Annotated in this window: 23 protein-coding genes; 9 read left to right on the top strand and 14 right to left on the bottom strand. The window is 75.5% G+C overall.

Annotated features, from left to right (window positions below):
• The first annotated feature begins 11 nt into the window (after positions 1 to 11).
• Entirely contained in the window at positions 12 to 593 is a 582-nt protein-coding gene (pdxT, locus tag VFG42_RS11705) for a pyridoxal 5'-phosphate synthase glutaminase subunit PdxT (protein WP_324908542.1), read from the top strand.
• Here pdxT and VFG42_RS11700 read toward each other — a convergent pair.
• The 7 genes from VFG42_RS11700 to VFG42_RS11670 all read right to left on the bottom strand — a co-directional run bounded on the left by VFG42_RS11700 (position 557) and on the right by VFG42_RS11670 (position 8,538).
• The gene (locus VFG42_RS11700; RefSeq protein WP_324908540.1) at positions 557 to 1,144 is read right to left on the bottom strand and encodes a helix-turn-helix domain-containing protein; all 588 of its coding nucleotides are present in this window, start codon (positions 1,142 to 1,144) and stop codon (positions 557 to 559) included. The genes pdxT and VFG42_RS11700 overlap by 37 nt on opposite strands.
• Positions 1,145 to 1,147: 3 nt before the next feature.
• Positions 1,148 to 2,578 (bottom strand): MFS transporter, encoded by a 1,431-nt coding sequence (locus tag VFG42_RS11695; protein WP_324908538.1) that lies wholly within the window; start codon positions 2,576 to 2,578, stop codon positions 1,148 to 1,150.
• 92 nt (positions 2,579 to 2,670) lie between these two features.
• Positions 2,671 to 3,885, bottom strand: coding sequence for a hypothetical protein (locus tag VFG42_RS11690; RefSeq protein WP_324908536.1), 1,215 nt, complete (start codon positions 3,883 to 3,885; stop codon positions 2,671 to 2,673).
• A 50-nt stretch (positions 3,886 to 3,935) separates the two neighbouring features.
• Positions 3,936 to 4,541 (bottom strand): response regulator transcription factor, encoded by a 606-nt coding sequence (locus tag VFG42_RS11685; protein ID WP_324908534.1) that lies wholly within the window; start codon positions 4,539 to 4,541, stop codon positions 3,936 to 3,938.
• Complete coding sequence (locus tag VFG42_RS11680) at positions 4,538 to 5,692, bottom strand: sensor histidine kinase (RefSeq protein WP_324908532.1); 1,155 nt, start codon at positions 5,690 to 5,692, stop codon at positions 4,538 to 4,540. The genes VFG42_RS11685 and VFG42_RS11680 overlap by 4 nt, the downstream gene beginning before the upstream one ends.
• 102 nt (positions 5,693 to 5,794) lie before the next feature.
• Positions 5,795 to 7,150, bottom strand: a complete 1,356-nt coding sequence (locus VFG42_RS11675) for a hypothetical protein (protein ID WP_324908530.1) — start codon at positions 7,148 to 7,150, stop codon at positions 5,795 to 5,797.
• A gap of 65 nt (positions 7,151 to 7,215) precedes the next feature.
• A complete protein-coding gene (locus VFG42_RS11670; protein WP_324908528.1) occupies positions 7,216 to 8,538 on the bottom strand; it encodes a hypothetical protein in 1,323 nt (440 codons plus the stop codon).
• Here VFG42_RS11670 and VFG42_RS11665 point away from each other — a divergent pair.
• Both VFG42_RS11665 and VFG42_RS11660 read left to right on the top strand, forming a co-directional pair.
• On the top strand, positions 8,526 to 9,686 hold the full coding sequence (locus VFG42_RS11665) for a glycosyltransferase family 1 protein (protein WP_324908526.1): 1,161 nt from the start codon (positions 8,526 to 8,528) through the stop codon (positions 9,684 to 9,686). The genes VFG42_RS11670 and VFG42_RS11665 overlap by 13 nt on opposite strands.
• Entirely contained in the window at positions 9,683 to 10,360 is a 678-nt protein-coding gene (locus VFG42_RS11660; protein ID WP_324908524.1) for an MOSC domain-containing protein, read from the top strand. Before VFG42_RS11665 ends, VFG42_RS11660 begins: the two co-directional genes overlap by 4 nt.
• On the opposite strand, the gene VFG42_RS11655 is transcribed toward VFG42_RS11660, so the two are convergent.
• The 4 genes from VFG42_RS11655 to VFG42_RS11640 are packed head-to-tail and all read right to left on the bottom strand — an operon-like array spanning position 10,347 to position 13,838.
• Positions 10,347 to 10,793: a GNAT family N-acetyltransferase gene (locus VFG42_RS11655; RefSeq protein ID WP_324908702.1), complete on the bottom strand. Its 447-nt coding sequence runs from the start codon at positions 10,791 to 10,793 to the stop codon at positions 10,347 to 10,349. The genes VFG42_RS11660 and VFG42_RS11655 overlap by 14 nt on opposite strands.
• A gap of 5 nt (positions 10,794 to 10,798) precedes the next feature.
• Positions 10,799 to 11,779, bottom strand: a complete 981-nt coding sequence (locus VFG42_RS11650) for an MBL fold metallo-hydrolase (RefSeq protein WP_324908522.1) — start codon at positions 11,777 to 11,779, stop codon at positions 10,799 to 10,801.
• Positions 11,776 to 13,161 (bottom strand): phosphomannomutase/phosphoglucomutase, encoded by a 1,386-nt coding sequence (gene manB, locus VFG42_RS11645; protein WP_324908520.1) that lies wholly within the window; start codon positions 13,159 to 13,161, stop codon positions 11,776 to 11,778. The genes VFG42_RS11650 and manB overlap by 4 nt, the downstream gene beginning before the upstream one ends.
• A gap of 23 nt (positions 13,162 to 13,184) precedes the next feature.
• Positions 13,185 to 13,838, bottom strand: coding sequence for a hypothetical protein (locus VFG42_RS11640; RefSeq protein WP_324908518.1), 654 nt, complete (start codon positions 13,836 to 13,838; stop codon positions 13,185 to 13,187).
• Between the two features lie 134 nt (positions 13,839 to 13,972).
• On the opposite strand from VFG42_RS11640, the gene VFG42_RS11635 reads away from it, so the two are divergent.
• Positions 13,973 to 14,713: a sugar phosphate nucleotidyltransferase gene (locus tag VFG42_RS11635; protein WP_324908516.1), complete on the top strand. Its 741-nt coding sequence runs from the start codon at positions 13,973 to 13,975 to the stop codon at positions 14,711 to 14,713.
• The gene (locus VFG42_RS11630; protein ID WP_324908514.1) at positions 14,710 to 15,420 is read left to right on the top strand and encodes an NAD-dependent epimerase/dehydratase family protein; all 711 of its coding nucleotides are present in this window, start codon (positions 14,710 to 14,712) and stop codon (positions 15,418 to 15,420) included. The genes VFG42_RS11635 and VFG42_RS11630 overlap by 4 nt, the downstream gene beginning before the upstream one ends.
• A gap of 9 nt (positions 15,421 to 15,429) precedes the next feature.
• On the opposite strand, the gene VFG42_RS11625 is transcribed toward VFG42_RS11630, so the two are convergent.
• Positions 15,430 to 17,757, bottom strand: a complete 2,328-nt coding sequence (locus VFG42_RS11625; RefSeq protein ID WP_324908512.1) for a putative bifunctional diguanylate cyclase/phosphodiesterase — start codon at positions 17,755 to 17,757, stop codon at positions 15,430 to 15,432.
• A 278-nt stretch (positions 17,758 to 18,035) separates the two neighbouring features.
• On the opposite strand from VFG42_RS11625, the gene VFG42_RS11620 reads away from it, so the two are divergent.
• The 3 genes from VFG42_RS11620 (at position 18,036) to VFG42_RS11610 (ending at position 20,268) form a co-directional block, all read left to right on the top strand.
• Positions 18,036 to 18,164, top strand: coding sequence for a hypothetical protein (locus VFG42_RS11620; protein ID WP_324908510.1), 129 nt, complete (start codon positions 18,036 to 18,038; stop codon positions 18,162 to 18,164).
• Between the two features lie 12 nt (positions 18,165 to 18,176).
• On the top strand, positions 18,177 to 18,932 hold the full coding sequence (locus VFG42_RS11615) for a YebC/PmpR family DNA-binding transcriptional regulator (protein ID WP_324908508.1): 756 nt from the start codon (positions 18,177 to 18,179) through the stop codon (positions 18,930 to 18,932).
• Positions 18,933 to 19,023: 91 nt separating this feature from the next.
• On the top strand, positions 19,024 to 20,268 hold the full coding sequence (locus VFG42_RS11610) for an MFS transporter (protein ID WP_324908506.1): 1,245 nt from the start codon (positions 19,024 to 19,026) through the stop codon (positions 20,266 to 20,268).
• Here VFG42_RS11610 and VFG42_RS11605 read toward each other — a convergent pair.
• On the bottom strand, positions 20,207 to 21,328 hold the full coding sequence (locus VFG42_RS11605; RefSeq protein WP_324908504.1) for an adenylate/guanylate cyclase domain-containing protein: 1,122 nt from the start codon (positions 21,326 to 21,328) through the stop codon (positions 20,207 to 20,209). The two genes, VFG42_RS11610 and VFG42_RS11605, sit on opposite strands and share 62 nt — an antisense overlap.
• Before the next feature lie 22 nt (positions 21,329 to 21,350).
• Here VFG42_RS11605 and VFG42_RS11600 point away from each other — a divergent pair, with 22 nt between their 5' ends.
• The gene (locus tag VFG42_RS11600; RefSeq protein WP_324908502.1) at positions 21,351 to 21,950 is read left to right on the top strand and encodes a TetR/AcrR family transcriptional regulator; all 600 of its coding nucleotides are present in this window, start codon (positions 21,351 to 21,353) and stop codon (positions 21,948 to 21,950) included.
• A 499-nt stretch (positions 21,951 to 22,449) separates the two neighbouring features.
• On the opposite strand, the gene VFG42_RS11595 is transcribed toward VFG42_RS11600, so the two are convergent.
• A complete protein-coding gene (locus tag VFG42_RS11595) occupies positions 22,450 to 23,604 on the bottom strand; it encodes a diguanylate cyclase (protein WP_324908500.1) in 1,155 nt (384 codons plus the stop codon).
• Positions 23,605 to 23,723 lie beyond the last annotated feature (119 nt).

Genomic DNA, 23,723 nt, shown 5'->3' with positions numbered 1-23,723 from the left:
GCGGCGCGAGCGTGATCGGCGTCCTCGCGCTCCAGGGCGGCTTCGACGCCCACCTGAAGACCCTGCGCGCGCTGGGCGAGGAGGCGCGCGAGGTCCGCACGGTCGCCGATCTCGACGGCCTCGACGGGCTGGTCATCCCGGGCGGCGAGTCCACCACGATGACGCTCGGGATCGCCCGCGAGGGCCTGGCCGAGCCGCTGCGGGAGGCGATCCGCGGCGGCCTGCCGGTGCTCGGCACCTGCGCGGGCCTGATCATGCTCGACCGCGAGCACCTCGACGTGATGGACATCGTGGCGCGGCGCAACGCGTTCGGCCGCCAGGTCCGCTCGTTCGAGGCCGACCTGGACTTCCCGGACCTCGACGCGCCCGTGCACGCGGTGTTCATCCGCGCGCCGTGGATCGCCGAGCACGGGCCCGGCGTCGAGGTCCTCGCCGCGGTCGACGGCCACCCGGTCGCCGCGCGCGAGGGCGACATCATGGTGTTGTCGTTCCACCCGGAGATCAGCGGCGAGACGCGCCTGCACGAGGCGTTCCTGGAGCGCGTGCGCGCCGCGCGCTACGCGCGCAGGGCGTCGGCCACGAGCCGGCCGTAGCGCCGCCACGTCGCCGGATCCCGCTCGCCGTCGGCGCGCAGCACCTGCGAGACGCCGGTGAACAGCACGCGCAGGTCGTCGGCGGTGGCGTCCGGACGCAGCGCGCCGGTCGCGCGCGCCCGGTCGATCAGCGCCTCGAAGGAGGCCTGCGTCGCCGCGCGCGCCGCCTCCAGCTCGGGCAGGTGGATGTCGGCGGCCAGCGACCCGACGACCGCCCCGTCGTCGGCCTGGCGCTCGGCCAGCTCGACCAGCACGGCCTCGAAGGCCTCGCCGGCGTCGGGCTCGGTCAACGCGCGGGTCACGCGGCCGGTCATCCACGCCAGCCGCTCGACCGCGACCGCCGCCACGAGGTGCTCCTTGGACGGGAAGCTGCGGTAGACGGTGGCCTTGCCGACGCCGGCCACCGCCGCGATCTCCGGGATCCCGGCGTCCAGGCCCTTGGCCGCGAAGACCTCGGCGGCCGCCTCGATCACGCGCTCGCGGTTGCGCAGCGCGTCGGCGCGCCGCGGACGGGAGCGCGTGGCGGAGGCGGACGCGGTCGCGGGCGACATCGCTCAGCGCTCCGTGGCGTAGGCCGGGTCGGGCAGCGGAGCGGCCGCGCCGATCTCGGCGGCGATCGGCAGGTGCTCGTGGCCGCCGTCGGACGGGATCAGGAACGCCGCGATCGACGCGATCAGCGCGATCGCGCCGCTGGCGTAGAACGCGTCGGCGAAGCCGCTGTCGGACGGCAGCTGGGTCGACGCGAGCACGCTGCCGGCGAGGATCGCCGCCGTGACCTGCGAGCCCAGCGACGAGCCGACCGACCGCACGACCGCGTTGAAGCCGGTCGCCTGCCCGGTCTGCTCCGGCGGCACCGCGTCGACGATCAGGTTCGGCATCGCCGCGTAGGCGAGGCCGATGCCGACCGAGGCGACGGTGTTGAACACCAGGACCTCCCACTGCGAGCCGTGCCAGATCCCCATCAGGATGAGGCCGACGGCCGTGGTCAGGCCGCCGAACGCCAGCGGGACCTTGTTGCCCGCGCGGGCGCCGAGGATGCCCGACACCGGCCCGACGAACAGCATCGCCAGCGCGGAGGGGAGCATCAGGACGCCGGACGCGGTGGCGCTGAGCCCGAAGCCGTAGCCGGTGGACTTCGGCGCCTCGGCCAGCTGCGGGATCAAGATGTAGGCCCCGAACATGCCGAAGCCGACGAGGACCGTCGCGATGTTCGTCATGAGCACCGGCGGACGGCGCAGCGTGGCGATGTCGGCCATCGGCTCGGCGGTCCGCTTCTGCAGCGACACCCAGAACCGGAGGATCGCCAGGCCGACGACGATCAGGGCCAGCACCTTGGGCGAGCCCCAGCCCCAGTCGTTGGCGCGTGCGATCGCGACCATCGGGAGGACGAGGCCGACGCCGAGCACGACCGCGCCGCGCAGGTCGACCCTGCCGGGCGTGCGGACCGGCGACTCGTGGATCCACAGCCGCACGGCGACCGCGGCGGCCGCCGACATCGCGGCGCTGAGCCAGAAGATGTCGTGGAAGCTGGCCTGGTCGACGAGCAGGCCGCCGATGACCAGGCCGAGGCCGCCGCCGATGCCCAGGGTGGCGGAGATCAGGCCGATCGACTGCCCGACGCGCTCGCGCGGGAACTCGTCGCGGATGATCCCGAAGCAGAGCGGGAAGATGCCGCCGCCGACGCCCTGCAGGACGCGGCCGGCGACGATGACGCCCAGCGACGAGCCGATCGCCGCGACGACCGAGCCGATCGCGAAGAAGATCAGCGAGATCACCAACATCTTGCGCTTGCCGAACATGTCGCCGAGGCGACCGAACAGCGGCGTGAAGACGGCGGCGGCCAGCAGGTAGCCGGTGAGCGTCCACGCGACCCCGGAGGAGTCGGTGTGGAGGTCGTCCTTGAGGACGCCGAGCGCGGGGATCAGCGTCGTCTGGGCGAGGGCGAAGGCGAGGGCAGCGATGCTCAGGATGAGCAGGCTGCGCATGGGATGGGGACGATCGTGCGAGGAGTCGGGCATAAGTGGACCTTGGGGTCCACCTACCCTAGCGTGAAGTGGACTCCGGAGTCCGCTTCGCCTTACGGCGTTGTGCCGACCGCGTCGGTGGACTCCGGCGCGGTGGAGCTGCTCGTGGAGGTCCCGGTCCCGGCCGTCCCGGCGGTGGTGGCCGTCCGGGCCGTCGCCGCGGTGCCCGCCGGCGTCGACGTCGAGGCCGCGGGCTTCTTCTTGGCCTTCACCTTGATCGGCAGCGGGGTCGTCACCGGCGCCTGGACGCGCGGCGCGGGCGGCTTGGAGACCGTCGCGGTGCCGTCGTCGCCGGAGAAGACGCCGCCCAGCGCGGCCGCGCCGGCGCCCAGGGCGACGACCAGCAGCACCGGCAGGAGGACCATCAGCGGGCGCGGCCGCGACGAGCGGCGCGTGTGGCCGCCGGTAAGCAGGGGCGCGGGCTCGGCGTCGACCGGCGGCTCGTGCTCGGCGGCGACGTCGGGCAGCTCGTTGTCCCATTCGACCGTGGCGCCGAAGTCCAGCTCGGCGGCGGCCGCGTCCTCGGCGTCGACCGCCGCGGCGACGCCGGCCTCGACGTCCTGGGTCAGCTCGGCGGCCTCCGCGGCCTCGGCCTCGGGGACCGGCGGTACCTCGACCACGATCGGGACCTCGTCGTCGAGGTCGGGCAGCCGCGGGAACGCGCCCTGGAGCGTCTCGCCGGCCGGCTCCGCGTCGGGCGCCGGCGCGGGCGCGATGCCCTGCGGCGTGGTCGGCACCGCCTCCAGCGCGCCGATCAGCACCGAGGACGTCTCGGTCCCCAGCGTGTCGACCGCCGGGTCCTGGTAGGCCAGCTCGGCGCGGCGGAAGATCTCGGCCAGCGCGTCGCAGCGCTCGCAGCGCTCGAGGTGGCGGGCGAGGCGGTCGAGGTCGGCCTGGCCCAGCGCGCCGTTGGCGCGCGCGGCGAGCATCGTCGGCACGTGCTGGCAGGTCTGGGTGCCGCGCGAGCGCAGCTTGCCGTGCGGCGGCGGGCCGCTGGGCTGGCGGGCCAGCGACGCGGCCGCGTGGCGGGTGGCCCCGCGCAGCAGCGCCTCGGGGTCCAGCGCGCCGAGGTCGGGCGCGTCGCGCACCGCGGCGCGGAAGCGCGCGAACGCCTCGGCGGCGGCGCGATCGGCCATCGGCGGCCCGCAGACCTGCGCGCAGAACGCCACCACCGCGGGGCCGCGGCGCTCGACGAGCGCCGCCAGCGCGGCATGGTCTCCGGCCTTCACGCCCTCCGGCGTGACGCCCTTCTCGGAACTGCCTTCCATCGCCGCGGAGCCTAGACGGCCATCCAGCGGGACGTACTCCACAGCCTCGTTCACAGCCACCCCTTGTCCTCCGCCACCCTGACGGCCTCGGCCCGTGAGTGGGCCCCCAGCTTCTGCATCGCGCTCGACAGGTAGTTGCGCACCGTGCCCTGAGACAGGCGCAGCGCGTCCGCCAGCTCCGACACCGGCGCCGCGCCCCGCGCCGCGGCCAGGACCTCGGCCTCGCGCGGGGTCAGCGGCGACTCGCCGGCGGCCAGCGCCGCCGCGGCCAGCGCCGGATCCAGGACCCGCTCGCCGTCCATGACGCGGCGGATCGCGGTCGCCAGCTCGGTCGCGGGCGCGTCCTTGAGCACGAAGCCGAACGCGCCGCTCTCCATCGCCCGACGCAGGTAGCCCGGGCGGCCGAAGGTCGTGAGGATGACCGCGCGCACGTCGGGCAGCGCCTCGGCCAGGTCGCCGGCGGCCGACAGGCCGTCGCCGCCGGGCATCTCGATGTCCAGCAGCGCGACGTCGGGCGCCGCGTCGCGGGCGGCGGCCACGACCTCGTCGCCGCGCGAGACCTCGGCGACGACCTCGATGTCGCCCTCCAGCATCAGCAGCGACGCCAGCGCGCCGCGCACCATCGCCTGGTCCTCGGCGATCAGCACGCGGATCACCGCGCGGCCTCCAGCGGGACCGTCACGGCCAGGCGGAACCCGGCGCCGCCCGGCGCGGGCGCGGCGTCCATCCGGCCGCGGACGCGGGCGACGCGCTCGGCCAGCCCGGCCAGGCCGGTGCCCGGCGCGTTCTCGTGGGTGGCGGCCGCACCGTCGTCGATCAGCTCCAGCGCGGCGTCGCGGCCGTCCACGTCGAGCCGGATCCGGACGCGGCGGGCGTCGGAGGCGTGGCGCAGGACGTTCGTCGTGCCCTCGCGCACCGCCCAGGCCAGCACGGCCTCGGCATCCGGCGGCAGCTCGACCACCGGCGGCGGGCCCGCGTCGACCTCGATCCCGGCGGCGGCCAGCGTGTCGCGCGCCCCGGCCAGCTCGGCGGCCAGCAGCGGGCGCGCGTAGCCGGCGACCGCCTCGCGGACCTCCGACAGCGCGCGGCGCGTGACGGCCTCGATGTCGCGCATGTGCGTCGCGGCCTGCTCGGGGTGGTCGTCGATCAGGCGGTTGGCCAGCTCGCTCTTGAGCGCGATGACCGAGAGCGAGTGGCCGAGCAGGTCGTGCAGGTCGCGCGCGAAGCGCAGGCGCTCGTCGGCCACGGCCAGGCGGCCGATCTCGTCGCGGGCGACGCCGAGCTGGCGGTTGACGACGCGCAGCCGCCGGAAGCCCCCGGTCAGCATGCCGACGCCGAAGGTGACGACGAAGAGGCTGAAGGCCGTCGCGACGTCCTGGTGGACCAGGCCCGCGACCAGCGCGGCGGCCAGGCCCTCGGCGACGATCATCGGGATCGCGAAGCGCCGGTCGACGCGCAGGCCGGTCGCGGCGCCGACGAAGCACCACAGCCCCGACCAGTCGTTGCCGCCGCCGAGCGCGCAGAGGCCCGCGACCAGCGCGGCCAGGCCGAGCACGCGGTACATCGCCTGGCGGTCGTCGGCGGCGTAGCGGTCCTGGATGACCCAGCCGCCGATCATCGTGCGCCAGTACAGGCCGACGAACGCCACCAGGCCCGCCAGCGCGGCCACGGTGGCGAGGCCGTCGAGGTGGTCGACGGCGTCGACCGCCGGCCCGACGACGAAGACCAGCGACAACATCATCGCCCACTGCCCGCGGCGAGGGACGATCAGGAGCCCCTCCTCCGGTGTGCAGGGCTGAGCGCTCACAGCGGAATCGTGCCGGGTCGGCGGAAGCAGCATGGACGAATGGTCCCCCTTGTGGCCGACGACCGGTAGGGGGCCGATCACCCGTTCGCGGCGTGACAGGTGTCACGGCGTGCGCGTGGCGACGCGCACGAGCGTCCGCAGCTGGGCGATCGGGACCGACAGCCCGGTGCCGCCGGGGCGCGCGGTCCAGACCGCGGTCGGGCCCGGCTGCCCGGGGACGAGCAGGACCTCGTGGGCGGCCTCGGCGGGCGAGACGTCCTCGACGGGGCCGAAGGCGCCGGCGGTCGTGCCCGGAAGCGTGGCGGCGCGGATCTGGCCGTCGGAGTCCTCGTCGGGCAGCGGCTGGACCCACGCGACGGTCAGCGAGCCGTCGCCGTTGGCGACGACGACGGCGCCGCGCAGCCCGCCCTGGGGCGGCGCGGCGGTCAGCCCCGGGCCGAACGGGATGGAGCCGGTCGTGGTGAAGAGCAGCGGGCGCGGCGCCTGGCCGGCGGGCGTCTCGACGTCGGCGATCGCCCAGCCCGGCGCGGCGGGGGCGATCCGGAAGTCCGCGGCCGCGCCGTCGGCGATCAGCGTCTGCGGCGCGGTGAACGTGTTGCGCCCGACCGGCACCGCGGCGGTCCGCAGCTCGCTGACGCCGCGGAACGGATGGCGCCGCCACACGACGCGGACCTGGCCGCGGCCGTCGATCGCGGCCGCCAGCGACCAGCTCGTCCGGCTGCTGGGCGCGCTGACCGCCAGCTGCTGCATCGAGCCCCAGTTGTGGCCCGGGCGGCGCAGGCGCGCCAGCAGCTTGCCGTCCCGGACGAAGACGACGACCGCGTCGCCGCGCGAGCCCATCGCGGCGGCGATCGCGTCGGCGTGGCCGCGCCCGGAGATCGTCGACGGCGCCGACCACGTGCCGTTGCGCCGGTCGACCGTGCGCACGATGCGCCGGATCCCGCCGGACGAGGTCTTCTGGAACTCGATGTAGGCGACCAGCGCGCTGGAGCTGTTGGGCGCGGAGGCCAGCACGGGCGCGCCGCGGGTCGCGGCGACGGCCAGCGACCGCGCGGTCCCGCCGTTGACCGACGCGCGGATCCGGTAGCGGATCGCGCCGCCGGGGCCGGGCGAGTTGGGGATCGCCTGCATGCCGACCGCGATCGACTGGGTGCGCGCGAACGGACCCAGCGCGGTGAGGCCGGCGACGGTCGGGGTCTGCGCGCCGAACGTCGGGGCGGCCGGGGCGCGCGTGGCCGTGGCCCAGCCGCCGACGGCGTTGGCGCCGACGTTGTCCTGCCACGGCCAGCCGACGACGACGCCGCCGTCGGCGCGGGTGGCGGCGATCAGCGGGCCCGCGAACGTGTGGGGCTGGGAGATCGTCTGGGGCGCGCTCCAGGTCGCGGCGCCCGCCCCGGCGGCCGTGCCGGCCAGGAGCGCGAACGCCGCGAGGGAGGGGAGAAGCGATGACCGGCGCATGTGCTTCGTCAACGAGTGGACGTCCCCGGAGGTTGCGCCGTCGTCCCGGCGCCGTCAAGCCGGTGTCAGCCGGTGCGGCCGGCGGCGCGCACGACCGTCCGCGGCTCGTCGGGGCCAGCGCGGCCGGGGCGCGCGGTCCACAGCGCGAGGATCAGGCCTCCGTCGTCGGCGAGCCGCACCTCGTGCGCCGCCTCGGCGGGCGAGACGTCCTCGACCGGGCCGAAGGCGGTGGCCTTCGGGTCCGCGTCCAGCGTCGCGGAGCGGATCCGGCCGTCGCCGCCCTGACCGCGGACCGGCTGGACCCACGCGACCGTGACGCTGCCGTTGAGGTTGCCGGCGACGTCGGCGCCGCGGATGCCGCGTCCGGCGGGCGCGACCGGCAGCCTCGTCCACGGCGCCCCGGCGAAGCGCGGCGTCCGGTGCAGCATCGGGCGCGGTCCGGCACGCGTCGGCTCGACGTCGGCGACGACCCAGCCGGTCAGGGTCGACGCGACCGCGAACCGCGCCGACGCGCCGTCGGCGACGAGCGTCTGCGGCGCGGTGAACGTGTCGCGCCCGCGCGGCACGACGGCGGTCCTCAGCTCCGAGACGCCGCCGTGCGGATGCCGGCGCCAGGTGACGCGGGCGCGCCCGGCGCGGTCGAGGAACGTCGAGACCGTCCACGCGGTGGGGCCCGACGACCGGGCCAGCCGCTGGATCGGTCCCCAGCGGCGGCCGGGACGGCGCAGGCGCGCCACCAGCGTCCCGTCGCGGACGAACGCGACGACCGCGTCGCCGAGCGGGTTCTGCGCGGCGGCCAGGACGTCCGCGCGGCCGGTCCCCGAGAGCGTCGACGGCGCCGTCCAGGTGCCCCGGCGGCGCTCGATGGCCCGGACGACCCGGCGGCGGGTGCCGGAGGCGGTCTGCGTGCGCTCGACGTAGGCGATCAGCGCGTCGGACCCGCCCGCCGCCGACGCGAGGACGGGCCGGCCCCAGATCCGGGCGACCGCGAGCGTCCGGGCGGGCCCGCCGCCGAGCGACGCGCGCAGGATCGTGCCGGCGGGGCCGCGCGAGGTGGGCACGGCCCGCGCGCCGACGGTGACCGTCTGCCGGAGCCCGAGCGGGCCGAGCGCGACGAGGCCGTCGATGGTCGGGCTCTGGGCGCCGAAGCCCCGGGCGGCCGGGGCGCGCGTGGCGATGGCCGCGCCGCTGGAGGCGTCGCCGCCCGCGTCGTCCCGCCAGCGCCAACCCGCGACGAGGCCGCCGAGCGCCAGCGAGGCGACGCCGACCGGACCCTGGGAGGCGTGGGGCGCGGAGAGCGTCTGCGGCGCCGTCCACGGCGCGGCGTGCACGGTGGCGGGCGCGAGCGCGAGGGCCGCGAGCGCGGTCAGGGTCGGTGAGCGGCGCATGGCGCGAAGAACGTACGGGCTTTTCGGGAGGTCGCGGCGTCATACTCGATGACAATGCGTCTAGCTCCCGCCGCCGACGAGCGCCCCGTGGTGGCCGCGACCGAGGCCGAGCGCTGAGCGCGCCGCCGGTCGTCATCGACGCCCGCGCCGCGGCGCGGCCCGAGCTGGGCGGCGTCGAGCGTTGGGCGCGCGAGCTGAGCGCGCGGCTGCCGGCGCTGGCGCCCGGCCGCTACGCCGTCGCCCGCCCGCCGCGGGCGCTGGCCCACCGCGCCGGGCACGGGTGGGAGCAGCTCGTGCTGCCGCTGAGCGCGCGCGGCGCCCGCGCGATCCTCTGCCCGGCGAACCTCGCGCCGCTGGCCGGGCGACGCAACGTGGTGGTCTTGCACGACGTCGCGCCGCTGCGCGAGCCCGGCTGGTACTCCGAGCTGTACGTGCGGTACCAGCGCGCGGTGCTGCCGCGGATCGCCCGGCGCGCGGCGCGGATCATCGCGCCGTCGGCGTTCTCCAAGCGCGAGGTGGTGGAGCTGCTCGGCGTGCCCGATCAGCGGGTCTCCGTGGTGCCGGGCGGGGTGGACGCGCGCTTCGCGCCCGACGCCGGCGCCGACGCGGCGCGCGCCGCGCTCGGCCTGGCGGGCAAGCCCTACGTGTTGACGGTCGCCAGCCGCACCGCGCGCAAGAACCTCAACGTGCTCGACCTCGCCGCGCGGCGCCTGGCCGCGCGCGGGGTGGACCTCGTCGCGGCCGGCGGCGACCGCCCGCAGTTCCGCGACGACGACGCCGACGGCGCGGCCCGCGCCGGCGTCCGCGCGCTGGGCCACGTCGACGACGCGCTGCTGCCCGGCCTCTACGCGGGCGCCGCCGCGTTCGTGCTGCCGTCGCTCTACGAGGGCTTCGGCCTGACCGCGCTGGAGGCGCTGGCCGCGGGCGTCCCGGTCGTGGCCGCCGATCGCGGCGCGCTGCCCGAGGTCTGCGGCGACGCCGCCCAGCTCGTCGACCCCGACGACGCGGAGGCGATCGCCGACGCGCTGGAGCGCGCGCTGGACGACCCGGCGCCGTGGCGCGCCGCCGGCCCGCCGCGCGCCGCGCCGCTGACCTGGGAGGCGACCGCGCGCGGGGTGGACGCGGTGCTCGCGGAGCTGGTCGGATGACCTCGGCGCCGGCGCCGGCGCCGGCGCCCGCCCGCGTGATCTCGCTGCGCGTCGGCGGCGCCGGGCCCGTCCTGCCGTTCCGCGGGCACATGGTCCGCTCGGGCATCTACAAGGACGCGGTCGACGGCCGCCTGCCGCTGACCGCCGACGGGCTGCCCGGCGACGAGCAGGCCGACCTCAGCGTCCACGGCGGGCCCGACAAGGCGGTCTGCTGCTACCCGTCCGAGCACTTCGGCCACTGGCGGGAGGCGATCCACCCGGACATCGGCGACGGCGCCTTCGGCGAGAACCTCACGCTCGCCGGGCTGACCGAGCACGACGCCCACATCGGCGACACCTACACCTTGGGCGACGACGGCGCGGTCGTCCAGGTCAGCCAGCCGCGCGGGCCCTGCTACAAGGTCGGCGTCCGCTGGTCCTCCAAGGCGCTCGTGCGGCTCATGGGGGAGGACCTGAAGGCCGGGTTCTACCTCCGCGTCCTCGCGCCCGGCACGGTCGGCGTCGGCGACGCGCTGACGCTCGCCGACCGCGTGTCCGACGTCACCGTCGCCGAGGTCCTGCGCGTCACCTACCGCGACCGCCACGACGCCGCCGCGATGCGCCACGTCCGCGCCGTGCCCGAGCTGGCCGAGCAGTGGCGCCGGGCGCTCGACCACCTGCTCACACGCGCTTGACGAACAGCACGCGGCTGAAGCCGTGCTGCTCGTAGCGCGCGGCCTCGACGAACCCCAGCTTGGGGTAGAAGATCAAGTTGTCGCTCATCGCCGCGTTGGTGTAGAGGCGGACCTCGCCGAGGCCCCGCCGCCGCGCCTCGTCGTCGGCGAAGGCCAGCAGCGCCCGGCCCAGCCCGCGGCCGTGCAGCGCGGGCGCGACCGCGACGTTGTCGACGTGGAGGTGGTCGTCGTGCGCGGTCAGGACGATCGCGGAGGCCAGGCCCGCGACGCCGTCGGGGTCGTCGCTGACCCACTGCTCCCCGGCGGCGATGTGCGCGGCGTGGTCGTCGTCCATCGGCGCGGGCCGCCGCCCGACGGCCTCGACGTGCTGGGCGAAGGCGGCCTCGACCAGCGCGCCGACGGCCCGCGCCTCGTCGGGCCGCGCGCGGCGCATCGTCGTCACGCCGCGGTGGCGAACCGCACGACGCCCTCGTCCTCCCGCTCGACGATCTCGCCGCGCTCCAGCAGCAGGTCGACGTGGCCGAGGACCTCCGACAGCGTCAGGTAGGCCTGCGTCACCGCGACGTTGCCCCACATCTGCTGGGCGATGTCGAACGCGGACTTCGGCTCGCCGGCGATGATCCCGGCGATCTTGCGCACGCGCCGCTCGTGGGCGGCGAGGCGCTCGTCGATCAGCGTGCGGTGGTCGTCGATCGGGTCGCCGTGGCCGGGCAGGACCGTGCGCAGCTCCAGCTCGCGCGTCGCGCGCAGCGACTCCAGGTACATCAACAACGCGCGCGGTCGGCCGCCCTCGGGCACCGAGCCGTCCAGCGGCCGCGAGATCAAGGGGTTGGACGAGATGTGCTTGATGAGATGGTCGCCGGCCAGCAGGTCGCCGGTCGCCTCGTCCAGGAAGACCGTGTCCGACGGCGAGTGGCCGGGCCGGTGCAGGACGCGCCACGTGCGGTTCGCGAAGCCCAGCGTGCCGCCGTCGGCCAGCGGCGTGCCGACCGCCACCGCCGAGCCCCAGGCGCGGAACTGGCCGGTCACCGCGCGCAGCGCGATCGCGATGTCCTTGGGGATGCCGTTGCGCAGCATCAGCTGCTCGGCGAAGCGGTCGTCCTCCTCCATCGCCGACCCGTAGCGCGCCAGCCACGGCGCCAGCGCGTCCAGCGTGCAGACCTCCGCGCCCGAGCGGTCGGCGAGGATCTGCGTCAGCCCGATGTGGTCGATGTGCTGGTGGGTGAGGACGATCCGCTCGAGGTCCTCCACGCGCCGTCCGTGCTCGGCCAGCGCGGCCTCCAGCGTCGTCAGCGACGTGCCCGAGTTCGGCCCCGCGTCGACCAGCGTCAGCGGGTCGTCCTCGATCAGATAGGTGTTGACGCGCCCGACCGCGAACGGCGTCGGGACCGGGAGGACCTTGATGGAGGCGTCGGTCACGCGCGGATCCGGCCGAGCACCTCGTCGCGCTTGGCCTCCATGTCGGCCTCGCTGACCAGCGACTCCAGCGTCAGCCGCAGCAGCGGCTCGGTGTTGGACGGCCGCACGTTGAAGTGCCAGTCGTCGAAGTCCACCGACACGCCGTCGACGTGGGTGACCTTCGCGCCGGGCCGCGAGCCGTAGTGCTCCTCCAGCTCGGCCATCTTGGCGGCGCCGTCGGAGACCTCGGAGTTGATCTCGCCCGAGATGAAGTACTTGGACTTGTAGGGCTCCAGCAGCTCGGACATCTTCTTGCCCTCGACGCTGAGCTTCTCCAGGACCAGCAGCGCGGGCAGCGTGCCGGAGTCCGCGTTGTAGAAGTCGTGGAAGTAGTAGTGGCCGGAGACCTCGCCGCCGAAGATCGCGCCCTCGTCGCGCATGCGGGTCTTGAAGAACGCGTGGCCGACGCGGTTGATGTGCGGCGTGCCGCCGGCGGCGGTCACGGTGTCCGGGACCGCGCGGGAGGCGCGCGCGTCGTAGAGGATGTCCGCGCCGGGGGTCTTGGCCAGCAGGTGCTCGGCCAGGATCGCGGTGAGGAAGTCGCCGTCGACGAAGCGGCCGGTGTCGTCGATGAAGAAGCAGCGGTCGGCGTCGCCGTCCCAGGCGATGCCGAGGTCGGCGCCCTCGCTCACCACCTTCTCCATGATGAACTTGCGGTTCTCCTCCAACAACGGGTTGGGCTCGTGGTCGGGGAAGTTGCCGTCGGGCTTGAAGTACGTCTCGACGAGGTCGAGGCCGAGGCCGCGCAGGACCGGGCCCGCCATCGGGCCGGCCATGCCGTTGCCGCCGTCGACGACGACCTTCAACGGCTTCACGTCGCTCGGGTCGATGGCCTTCAGCGCGGCGGCCTGGAAGTCCTCGTACAGGTCGACCTCCTCGACGGAGCCCGGCGTCGCGGCCGGCTCGCCCAGCGCGCCGTCCTCCTGGACGAGCTTGCGGATGTCCTGGATGCCCTCGTCACCGCTGAGCGCGATCGCGCCGCGCTTGACGAGCTTGGCGCCCGTGTAGGCCTTCGGGTTGTGCGAGGCGGTGCACATCAGCCCGCCGTCCAGCTCGCGCGAGCCGACCAGCCAGTACAACATCTCGGTGCCGACCTGGCCGGCGTCGATGACCGTGGCGCCCTCGGCGACCATCCCGTCGCGGTAGCGCGCGGCCATCTCCGGAGCGCTCAGCCGCATGTCCCGGCCGAGCCCCAGCCGCAGCTCGCTCGTCGGCTTGCCCTCCAGCTCACCGATCACGCGCGCGAAGGCGCGGCCGATCAGCTCCGCCGCCTCCGGTCCCAGCTGCTCGCCGTGGATGCCGCGGATGTCGTATGCCTTGAAGATCTCCGAGGGGACGTTCATCGCCTCAGATCCTCTCATGCCGCTCAGCGGCGCGGCACCGTGAAGTGGACCACACGGCGGCACACGCCCGCGACGTGCCCGCGATAGCGGTCGGTCCGCACCAGCGTCCCGCGGATCGCGACGCCCGCGGCGACGCCCCGCACCGCGAAGGCCGCGGTGTGCAGATCGGCGGGCCGGCGCTCGACGCGCCCGCCGCGGCCCGCGAAGGCGCCATCGGCGGCCACGGAGAGGCGCGCGAAGTCCGCCATGTGCCACCACTCGCGCCAGGGGCCGCCGCTGCAGCGCGCGGCCGACGTGTCGATCCGCAGGTGCAGCGTGCCGGCCGACGTGCGCCACGCGTGGACCTCGGAGCCGTCGGCCAGCGTCGCCGCGTAGGCCGCGCGGTCGCGGGGGAGGGGCGGCAGCAGGCGACGGCCGTAGTGGTGGGTCGCGGCGCCCGCCGCCTCGCCGTCGTCGCGGCGCAGGACCCCGGCGAGCTTGGCGACGACGACCAGCGCGGCCAGCAGGCCGACGCCCGCCGCCACGCGCCGCCACGGCAGGTCGGGGCGCCCGAGCCCCAGCGGCGCCGAGCGCCGCCACACGAGGACGGCCGCGACCAGCAGCGCGCCCGCGACCGCGATCGTCCAGGCCTCGCGCGCGGCGACGATCGCGGCCACGGCCACCGCCGTCAGCCACACCGCGCCCGCTCGTCCGCCTCGTCCGCCCTCGCGCCGTCGCACCATGGTCCGCACCAACAACGCCGCGACGGGCGCTCCGCTCGCGCGGGCACGTGACGACGCGCGCGGGCCGCCGTCCGGCAGAGTTCCCGCGCGTGACGGACCCGACCCCTCCGGTGGCGATCCTCTGCGGCGGGCGCGGCGCCCGGCTGCAGGACCACACGCGGACGATCCCCAAGCCGCTGGTGGAGATCGGCGGCCTGCCGATCGTCTGGCACGTGATCCGCCTCTACGCGCAGGCCGGGTTCCGCGACTTCGTGCTGCTGACCGGCTACCTCGGCGACCAGGTCGAGGCGTTCGTCGCCGCCCACGCCTGGCCGGAGGGCGTGACCGTGCGGTGCGTCGACACCGGCCTGGACACGCCGACCGGCGGGCGCCTGCACGCGGCGGCGGACGCGCTGCGCCCCGCGGACGGCGACGGGACCGGCGTCTTCTGCGCGACCTACGCCGACGGCGTCGCCGACGTCGACCTGCGCGCGCTGCTGGCCTTCCACGCCGCCCACGACGGCGCGGCGACGATGACCGTCGTCCGGCCCGAGCTGCAGTTCGGCATCACCGACCTCGACGGCGACGACCGCGTGCGCGGCTTCCGCGAGAAGCCCCGCAGCGAGCACTGGGTCAACGGCGGGTTCTTCGTCTTCGACGCCGACGTGCTCGACCGCCTCCGGCCCGACCACGTCCTGGAGCACGAGCCGCTGGAGGGCCTGGCCGCCGACGGCCGGCTGCGCGCCTACCGCCACGAGGGCTTCTGGGACTGCATGGACACCTACAAGGACGCGGTCCTGCTCAACGACCTCTGGGCCTCCGGCGCCCCGCCGTGGAAGACCTGGTCATGACCGCCACCCTGGTCACCGGCGCCGGCGGCGTCATCGGGGGCGCGCTGGTCCGGGCGCTGCGCGAGCGCGGCCACCACGTCACGACGCTCACCCGCACCGAGGGCGGCGACGCGACCGACCCCGACGCCGTCGCGCGCGCCGCCGCCGGCGCGCGGACGATCTTCCACCTCGCGCCCGCCGACCCGTCCGCCGTCCTGACCGCGGGCGCGCCGCGCGTCGTGCTCGCCTCCTCGGTGCTGGTCTACGGCGACGCGGAGGGCGCGCTGCGCGAGGACCACACCCGCGCCGACGCCCGCGACGGCGCGATCGTCGCGCGCCTGACCAACACCTACGGGCCGGGGGACCTGCGCCCCGACCGCCTGGTCCCGACGCTCCAGCGCGCCGCCCGCGACGGCACGTCGCCGCGGCTGCGCTCCGACGGGTCGCCCGCGCGCGACTTCCTGCACGCCGACGACGCCGCCAGCGCGCTGATCGCGCTGGCCGAGCGCGGCACGCCCGGCGAGGCCTACAACATCGGGACCGGCGTCGCGACGCCCGTCCGCCAGGTCGTCGCGCTCTTCGAGCGCGCCGTCGGCCGCCCGCTGCATCCGGTCTACGACGAGGACGACGTCGACCGCTCCAGCCGCTGGGCCGACCTCACCAAGATCACCGCGACCACCGGCTGGCGGCCCGCGATCGCGCTGGCCGACGGCCTGCGGCGCATCTAGGCCACGCGGCTAGGCCACGCCGCGCCGTCGCGGCCGCCACTGCGCCCGCGACGTGTGCAGCTGGGGCACCAGCAGCCGCGCGCGGTCGCTGGGCTCGCGCGCCCAGCGCTCGAACTGCGCGGCGGGCATCGGCCGCGCCAGCCCGTAGCCCTGCGCCACGTCGCAGCCCAGCTCGGCCAGGCGCTGCCAGACCTGCGGCGTCTCGACGCCCTCGGCCACGACGCGCAGCCCCAGCGCCCGGCCGAGGCCGACGACCGAGCCGACGATCGCCGCGTCCTGCGGGTCCTCGACCATCCCGAGGACGAACGAGCGATCGAGCTTCAGCTCGTCGGCGGGCACGTTCTTCAGCTGCTCCAGCGACGACTGCCCGGTCCCGAAGTCGTCGACCGAGATCTCCACGCCCGAGGCCTTGATCCGCTCCAGGATCGCGATCGCCCGCGACGTGTCGCGCATCACCGCGTCCTCGGTCACCTCGACGCAGAGGTTGTCCGGCGTCAGCGCGTGGCGCGTCAGCGTCTCGGCGATCCGGTCGGGCAGCGTCGCGTCGACCAGGACGATCGCGCTCACGTTGACCGCGACGTGGATGTCCAGCCCGACGCGCCGCCACGCCGCCGCCTGGGCGACCGCGGCCTCCAGGACCCACAGCGTGAGCTGCGGCATCAGGCCCGTGCGCTCGGCGATCGGCAGCAGCACGCCGGGCGGGACGTCGCCGCGCTGCGGGTGCTTCCAGCGGATCAGCGCCTCGGCCCCGGAGATCCGGCCGGTGGCGATGTCGACCTGGGGCTGGAAGGCCAGCCACAGCTCGTCGCGGTCGAACGCGTTGCGCAGGTCGGTGGCCAGCGCCAGGCGGTCCAGCGAGTGGTCGTCGTGCTCGGCCATGTAGCCCGCGACCACCGTGCCCAGGCGCTTGGCGTCGTACATCGCCACGTCGGCGCGCCGCGCCAGCTCGTGGGAGTCGTGGGCGTCCTGGGGGAAGTGCGCTATGCCGACCGACGCGTTGACCGCGACGTCCACGCCCTCGATCCCGACCGGCACGTGCAGCGCGGTGCCGATCAGCGCGGCGACCGCCCGCGCGTCGTGGCCCTCGGGGACGATCGCCGCGAACTCGTCGCCGCCCAGCCGCGCCAGCGTCCCCGGCACGACGGCCTCCAGGCGCCGCGAGACCGCGATCAGCAGCTCGTCGCCCGCCGCGTGGCCGAGCGTGTCGTTGAGCTCCTTGAAGCCGTCGAGGTCGAGCTGGAGCAGCGCGAAGCGCCGCGACGAGCGCTCGCCCGCCGCCGTCAGCACCTCCAGCTCGCGGAAGAGCGCGCGCCGGTTGGGCAGGCCGGTGAGGTCGTCGGTCAGCGCCTCGCGGCGGTGCAGCGCCAGCGAGCGCACCTCGCGCAGCGTCCAGACCAGGCGCGCCAGCGCGCAGGCGAACGTCGCGGCGGCCAGCAGGATCGCGGCGCTCGGGAGCCGGTGGTAGTGGTCGTAGACCAGGACGGCGGCGGCCAGCGTCGCGATCGACGCGGGCGAGGTCAGCTCCCACCAGCCGCCGACCGGCAGCACGCGGCCGGGCGCGGGGCGGGCCCAGGACGCCGCCGCCAGCAGCAGGAGGCCCAGCGACCAGCAGACGCCCATCGCGGCGGTCGCGTGGCGCCCGCCGTCGGCCAGCGAGACGACGCGCAGCGTGTCGGCGGCCAGCGTGAGCAGCAGCCCGGCCGCGAGCATCAGCCCCTGCTGCGACGGGCGCCCGATCATCAGCAGCGTGCCGAAGAGGATCCCCAGCAGCGCGAGGTCGGCGGCCGGGTAGGCGACGTTGACCATCAACGTGGTCCCGTCCAGGCCGGTCAGGTCGTCGAGGAAGAGCGCCGAGACGTAGGTCGCCGACGCCAGGCCGATCAGCAGCCCGTCCAGCCAGAACGACCGGTGGGCGTCGCCGAGGTAGTGGCGGGAGATGACGACCAGCGCCGCGTACCACGGCGGGTAGGCCAGCAGCCACAGGAGGTCGGAGACGCCCGCGTGGTCGGTGTGGCCGCCGCCCAGCGCGGTCGTCAGGCCGCCGGCGAGCGTCGCGGTCAGGCCCGCCGACAGCAGGATCCACAGCAGGCGGTCGCCATGGGCGAACAGCAGCCGGGAGTAGGCCACCGCGGCGGCGACCAGCGCGGTGGCCACCGGCAGCGCGACGCGCCCGGCGTCCGCGTCGGCCAGGCGGCTGCTGGTCAGCGCGAGGACGTCGGCGGCGGCCAGCGCGATCGCGGCACCGGTGAGGAGGTTGAACAGGCGGGCGCGGCGGCCGGTGAGCCGCGAGGACAGCCGTGGTGCTGGTGATGCCTTCAACGTGGTCGCTCTGCTCATCCCCTGGCGCGGGCGGAACGCCCGCGCCGTGTCCCGGTGATCGGCCGGTGAGCGTTGTTCTTCAACCGCATGTGCGCCAAGGTCGGCCGTCCGTCGCGTCGCCTTGGCGCGCCCCGCCTCGTTGGCCGGGGCATGACCCTCTTCCCGAAGACCCCCTCGGTCGCCGCCGCCGTCGCGCTGGCGGGCCTGGCGCCGGCCAGACGGTCGGCTCGGCGCGCCTGGGTCGCTCCTATCGCGGCTTCGGGTTCGGCACCGCCGAGCGCCCCGGGACGCTGCGCGTGCTGATCGCGCCGCGACGCGGCGCCCTGCGCTCGATGGGCGGCCACCGCGTCCGCATCCACCTGGCGATCCGCGACTGGGCCCGCAACACGAGGCTCGTCGACCGGTACCTCACGCTCCGTCGTTAGAATCAGGCGCGTATGGCCGGACATTCCAAGTGGGCAGGGATCAAGCACAAGAAGGCGATCGTCGACGCTCGCCGCGGCAAGCTCTTCACGAAGCTCGCCCGTGCGATCACGGTCGCGGCCAAGGAGGGCGGGGGTGACGTCGACGGCAACCCGTCGCTGGCGCTGGCCGTGCAGAAGGCCAAGGACGCGTCGATGCCCAAGGACAACATCGAGCGCGCGATCGCCAAGGGCACCGGCTCCGGCGCCGATGTCGACGCGCTCGAGAACGTCATGTACGAGGGCTACGGCCCCGGCGGCGTCGCGCTGCTGATCGAGGCGGTCACCGACAACCGCAACCGCACCGGCGCGGACGTCCGCCACCTGCTGTCCAAGGGCGGCGGGTCGCTCGGCGAGCCGGGCAGCGTGGCCTACAACTTCGACAAGAAGGGCGTCGTCGCGGTCGACGGCGAGCGCTACGGCGAGGACGACCTGATGGTCGCCATCGACGCGGGGGCCGAGGACATCTCGCTCGACGGCGACGTCTTCGAGATCGTCACCGAGCCGTCGGACCTGACCGCCGTGCGCGCCGCGCTCGACGAGGCCGGGATCGAGTTGCAGAACGCCGAGGTCATCCAGCGGCCGAAGGCCCTGGTCCCGGTCGACGAGGACACGGCCGCCAAGCTGCTGCGGCTGATCGACAACCTCGAGGACAACGACGACGTCGACGCGGTCCACGCGAACTTCGACGTCGACGCCGAGGTGCTCGAGCGCCTCATGGCCGCCTCGTAGCGCCTGGGCGATGACGCCGCCCCATGCCGCGGAGGCGAGCCCTCCCGGCGAGCGTCCGCCGCGAAGCGAGCCCCCGGGGCGAGGCTTCGCCTTGCTTCCCGCGGTCCTGCGTCAGGAGCGCCAGTTCCGGCTGCTGTTCCTCGGGCAGGCGCTGTCGGTCGTCGGCGACCGCATGACGCAGGTCGTGCTGCCGTTCGCGGTGCTGTCGATCGGCGGGAGCGCCACCGACGTCGGGATCGTCGCGGCCGCCGGCTTCCTGCCGTTCATCGTCCTGGGGTTGATCGGCGGCGTGCTCGCCGACCGCGTGGAGCGCCGCCGGATCCTGATCGCCTCCGACCTCGTGCGGCTGGCCACGCAGGCGTGCGCGGGCGTGCTGCTGGTGTCCGGGAGCGCGGAGGTCTGGCACCTCGCGGCGCTGGCGGCGGTCTTCGGCGCGGCGGACTCGTTCTTCTCGCCGGCGTTCACGGGCCTGCTGCCGCTGACGATCGCCGAGCCGCACCACCTCCAGCAGGCCAACGCGTTGCGGGGGATGTCGTTCTCCACCGGGTCGATCGTCGGGCCGGTGCTCGGCGGGTTGTTGGTGGCGACGATCGGCGAGGGCGGCGCGCTGCTGGCCGACGGCGGGACGTTCGCGGTGTCGGTCGCGTGCCTGCTGATGCTGCGCCCGCGCGTGGTGGAGCGCGGGGACCCCGAGCCGTTCTCGTCCGGCCTGCGCGGCGGGTGGCGCGAGGTCAAGGCAAGGACATGGGTTTGGTCGTTCCTGTTGGCCATGGTCGTCTACCACGTGATCGTGCTGCCCTCGATCTGGGTGCTCGGGCCGGTGTTGATGAAGGACGAGCTGGACGGCGCGACGTCGTGGGCGATCGTCGTGACCGCGTTCGGCGCGGGGTCGATCGTGGCCGACGTGGTGCTGTTGCGCTGGCGGCCGCGGTTCGCGCTGCGCGCGGCGACGGTCGCGCTGGCCTTCGCGTCCTGCCAGGCGGTGATCATCGGCTCCGGGCTGCCGATCCTCGCGATCGCCGCGGTGGAGTTCTGCGCGGCGATCGGCGTGTCGGCGGCGTTCACGCTGTGGGAGACGACGCTGCAGGAGCACATCCCGGAGGGGTCGCTGTCGCGCGTGTCGTCCTATGACTACGCGGCCAGCGCGGGCGTGATGCCGGTCGGGACGATCGCGGCCGGGCCGGTCGCCGGCGCGGTCGGGATCCATCCGACGCTGAGCGCGATGAGCGTCATCGGGGTGGGGGCGGCGCTGCTGTGCCTGGCGGTGCCGGCGGTCAGGAACCTGCCGCGCGCGGCCGTGCGCGGTACAGCGGCACCGGATCCGGCAGCCCCTTGAGCCGGCGCGCGTGCGCGCTGGACCACGAGAAGGCGTCGGTGCCGGCGCGGTCGCGGACCTCGCGCGTGGCGAGCACCGAGCCGGCGCGGGCGATCTGCGTGACGCGCGAGGCGAGGTTGACGGCGCGGCCGAAGACGTCGCCGCCGCGGCCGACGGCGGGGCCGTAGGCGAGGCCGACGCGCAGCTGGGGGAAGGCGCCGCCGCGGGTGGCCTCGGCGTCGGAGGCGTCGACGAGCCGCAGCGCGGCGTCGACCAGCGCTGAGGGCTCGTCCGCGGTGAGCATGACGGCGTCGCCGATCGTCTTGACCAGGCGGACGGGCGGCGCGACGACCTCGCGGGCGATCGCCTCCAGTCGCGTCGCGACCGTGCCGAGGTCCTCGGGCGCGATCTCCTCGCCGAGGCGCGTGAAGCCGACGAGGTCGGCGAAGGCGACGGCCTGGTCGCGGGCTCCGGGCAACGTGCCGGTGGCGCGTTCGACGGCGCCGACCATCTCGCCCTGGACGATGTTGCGCAGCTGCTGGCTGAGCATCTGCAGGACCATCGGCCCGACCAGGGGCATGATCTCGTGGACGGCGGCGGCGTAGCGCTGGGCCAGCTCGGCCTCCGAGTCGCCGGGCTCCAGGACGACCTCGAGCATCACCGAGCGCATCGCCTCGGCGGCGGTGGAGAGGCTGCGGCCCAGGACGCGCGAGGTGGCGACCATCTGCTCCTCGGTCAGGCCGAGGTCCAGGAACGCGGCCGACGTGCGCGCGGCGGCGAGGTCGACGTCGGTCAGCTCGACGGCGCCCGGCTCGGGGATCGCCAGGCCCTGGGCGCGGCGCAGGCGCGCCAGCAGCTCGGGGTCGGCGCCGGACTCGCGGGCGACGTCGTCGGCCGTGAAACGCGCCGCGCCGCCGACCTCGCGCTCGGAGGCCAGGAACAGCAGGAGCCCGCGCCGATGGGCGCGCCGCAGCTGGTCGTCGGAGAAGCCCTCGGCGGTCAGCCAGTCCAGCAGCTCCCGCCGCTCGCCGCGCGCGTGCTCGTCCAACCCCTCGAAGAACCCCTCGGCCGCGAAGTCCACGCGCGGAGCCTACGCTGCGGGGGTGTCCACCGACCGTCCCGCACCGCCCCGCCGACGCCTGCCCGCCGCCGAGCGCCGCGAGCGCATCCTGGCCGCCGCCCAGGAGGTCTTCGCCCAGCGCGGCTACCACGGGTCCTCGCTGGACGACATCGCTCGCGCGTCGGGGACCTCGAAGGCGTTGATCTACGAGCACTTCGACTCCAAGCGCACGCTCCACGACGCGCTGATCACCGAGCACGCCTCCGAGCTGGCCCGGCGCTTCGCCGCCAACGCCGCCTCCGGCGTCGTGGGGGAGGAGCGCCTCCGCCGCGGCATCGACGTCTTCTTCGCGTGGGTGCAGGAGCGCCAGGAGGCCTGGCGCGCGCTCTTCCGCGACGCCGCCGACCCGGAGCTGCGGCCGCTGATCGACAAGCTGCAGTCCGCCGCGACCCAGGCGATCGTGTCGCTCGTGCCGCCGGGCGGATCGGAGCAGCAGGCCGAGATCTACGCCCAGCTCGTGTCGGGCGCCTGCCAGTCGCTGGCCAACTGGTGGGGCGCCAACGCCGACGTCCCCCGCGCCGAGCTGGTCGACCGCGTGATGGAGGTCGTCTGGGACGGGCTGGCGTCCAGCGCCGGCGCCTGAGGCTCGTCGGCGTTGGCGCCGGCGTCGGTGGCGTCCGGCGCGGGCTGTGCGGGTGGCGCGGGGTGCTGGTGGGCAAGCTCATCGAGGGAGTGAGGCCGGGTGGGCGTGGCCGGCGTCTGGTGTCGTCCGTGGGCCGGGCGCCGGGCTCCACGAGGGCGCGGGACGCTGGGGGCGGGACCCGCATCCAGACCTGAATCCCGGCTCGATGTGGCGCACCCTCGAGATCGATGGCACATCGGGGTCGCCAGACGACCCCGATGTGCCACTCGTCCGCGCAGAGCCGAGCCGGGTGTGATGTCTGGATGAGAGAAGCACCACCCTCGCCCCGGCAACGCCCACGCAGGTCGCAACCCCAAGCCCACGGACGACCCGCAGCGCCGGCACCGCCTCAAGCGCTCACCCTCTCGATGAGCTTGCCCACCAGCGCGCCGCGCCACCACCAAACGCCCGCGCCGGACGCCACCAACGCCTCGCGCCGCCATGCGCCCGCGGCCTCTTCCTACGCCGGCGTCCGCGCCGCGTACTCCAGCGGCGTCCGGTCCTCCAAGTAGCCCACCAACGCCTCCACCACCCGCGGGTCGAACTGCCCGCCCGCGCCGGCCACCAGCTCCGCCACCGCCTCCGGGGGCGCCATGGCGGGGCGGTAGGGCCGCTCCGACGTCATCGCGTCGTAGGCGTCGCAGGCCAGGACGATCCGGGATCCCAGCGGGATCGCCTCGCCGGCCAGCCCGTCCGGATATCCCGAGCCGTCCCAGCTCTCGTGCCCGTGGCGCACCATCCGCGCCACCGGGCCGAGGCCCGGGACCGCGCGCAGGATGCGCTCGCCGACGATCGAGTGCTCGCGCATGACCGCCCACTCCTCGTCGTTCAGCGCGCCCGGCTTGTTGAGGATCGAGTCCGGCACGGCGACCTTGCCGATGTCGTGCAGCAGCGCGGCGGCCGCGATGCGCTCGACCTCCTCGCCGTCGAGGTTCATCCGCCGCGCCACCGCGCCCGCGAGCGCGACGACCTGCTCGGCGTGCTCTCCCGTCCCGCGGTCCCGCTCGGCCAGCGCCAGCGCCAGGGCGCCGATGGCGCCGCGCGACGGCTCCACGCTCGGCTGACGCCCCGGCGCGCCGACGCGCCCACCGCCGGCGATCCGGGCGCGCTCCAGGATCGCCGACGCGTCGGCCATCAGGCCGTCGAGCTGCCCGGTGCCGCCGTCGACCGCGATCCCGGCGCTGACCGTCACCGGCCCGCTCTGCTCCAGCACCGCGACCAGGCGCTCCGCGACGCCGCGCGCGCCCGCCAGGTTCGCGCCCGGCATGACGACCGCGAACTCGTCGGCGCCCGTGCGGCCGACGACGTCCCCGCCGCGGACCAGCTCGCGCAGCCGCAGCGCGACCGTCGCCAGCGCCTCGTCGCCCACCGCGGCACCGCGACGGCCGTTCAAGGCCCGGAAGCCGTCGATGTCCACCAACACGAGCGCGGCCGGCTCGCCGCGGCGCTGCGACCCGCGCAGCGCCGCGGCGGCGGCCTCCCGGAAGGCGTCCAAGGTCAGGACCCCGGCACGGCGGTCCTTGCGCAGGTAGTCGTTGCGCTCGGCTTCGAGGGCGGCGATGCGCGCGTGCGTGGTGCGCAGCTCATCGCGGAGGCGGCGGTTCTCCGTGAACATCTTGGGACGACGTGTCGGCTCCCGCGCAACACTGCTCGTGCGTGCCGTCACGAACGTGGACGCGTGATCGACCGGTGCGAACGCGGGTTCGCATGGAGGTGTCCGACCGGACCCGCAGA

Origin of the sequence: Baekduia sp., assembly GCF_035685985.1 — a bacterium.
Taxonomy (GTDB): domain Bacteria; phylum Actinomycetota; class Thermoleophilia; order Solirubrobacterales; family Solirubrobacteraceae; genus Baekduia.
Note: the sequence above shows the minus strand (reverse complement) of the source record. Positions and strands in the feature narration are given on the sequence as shown.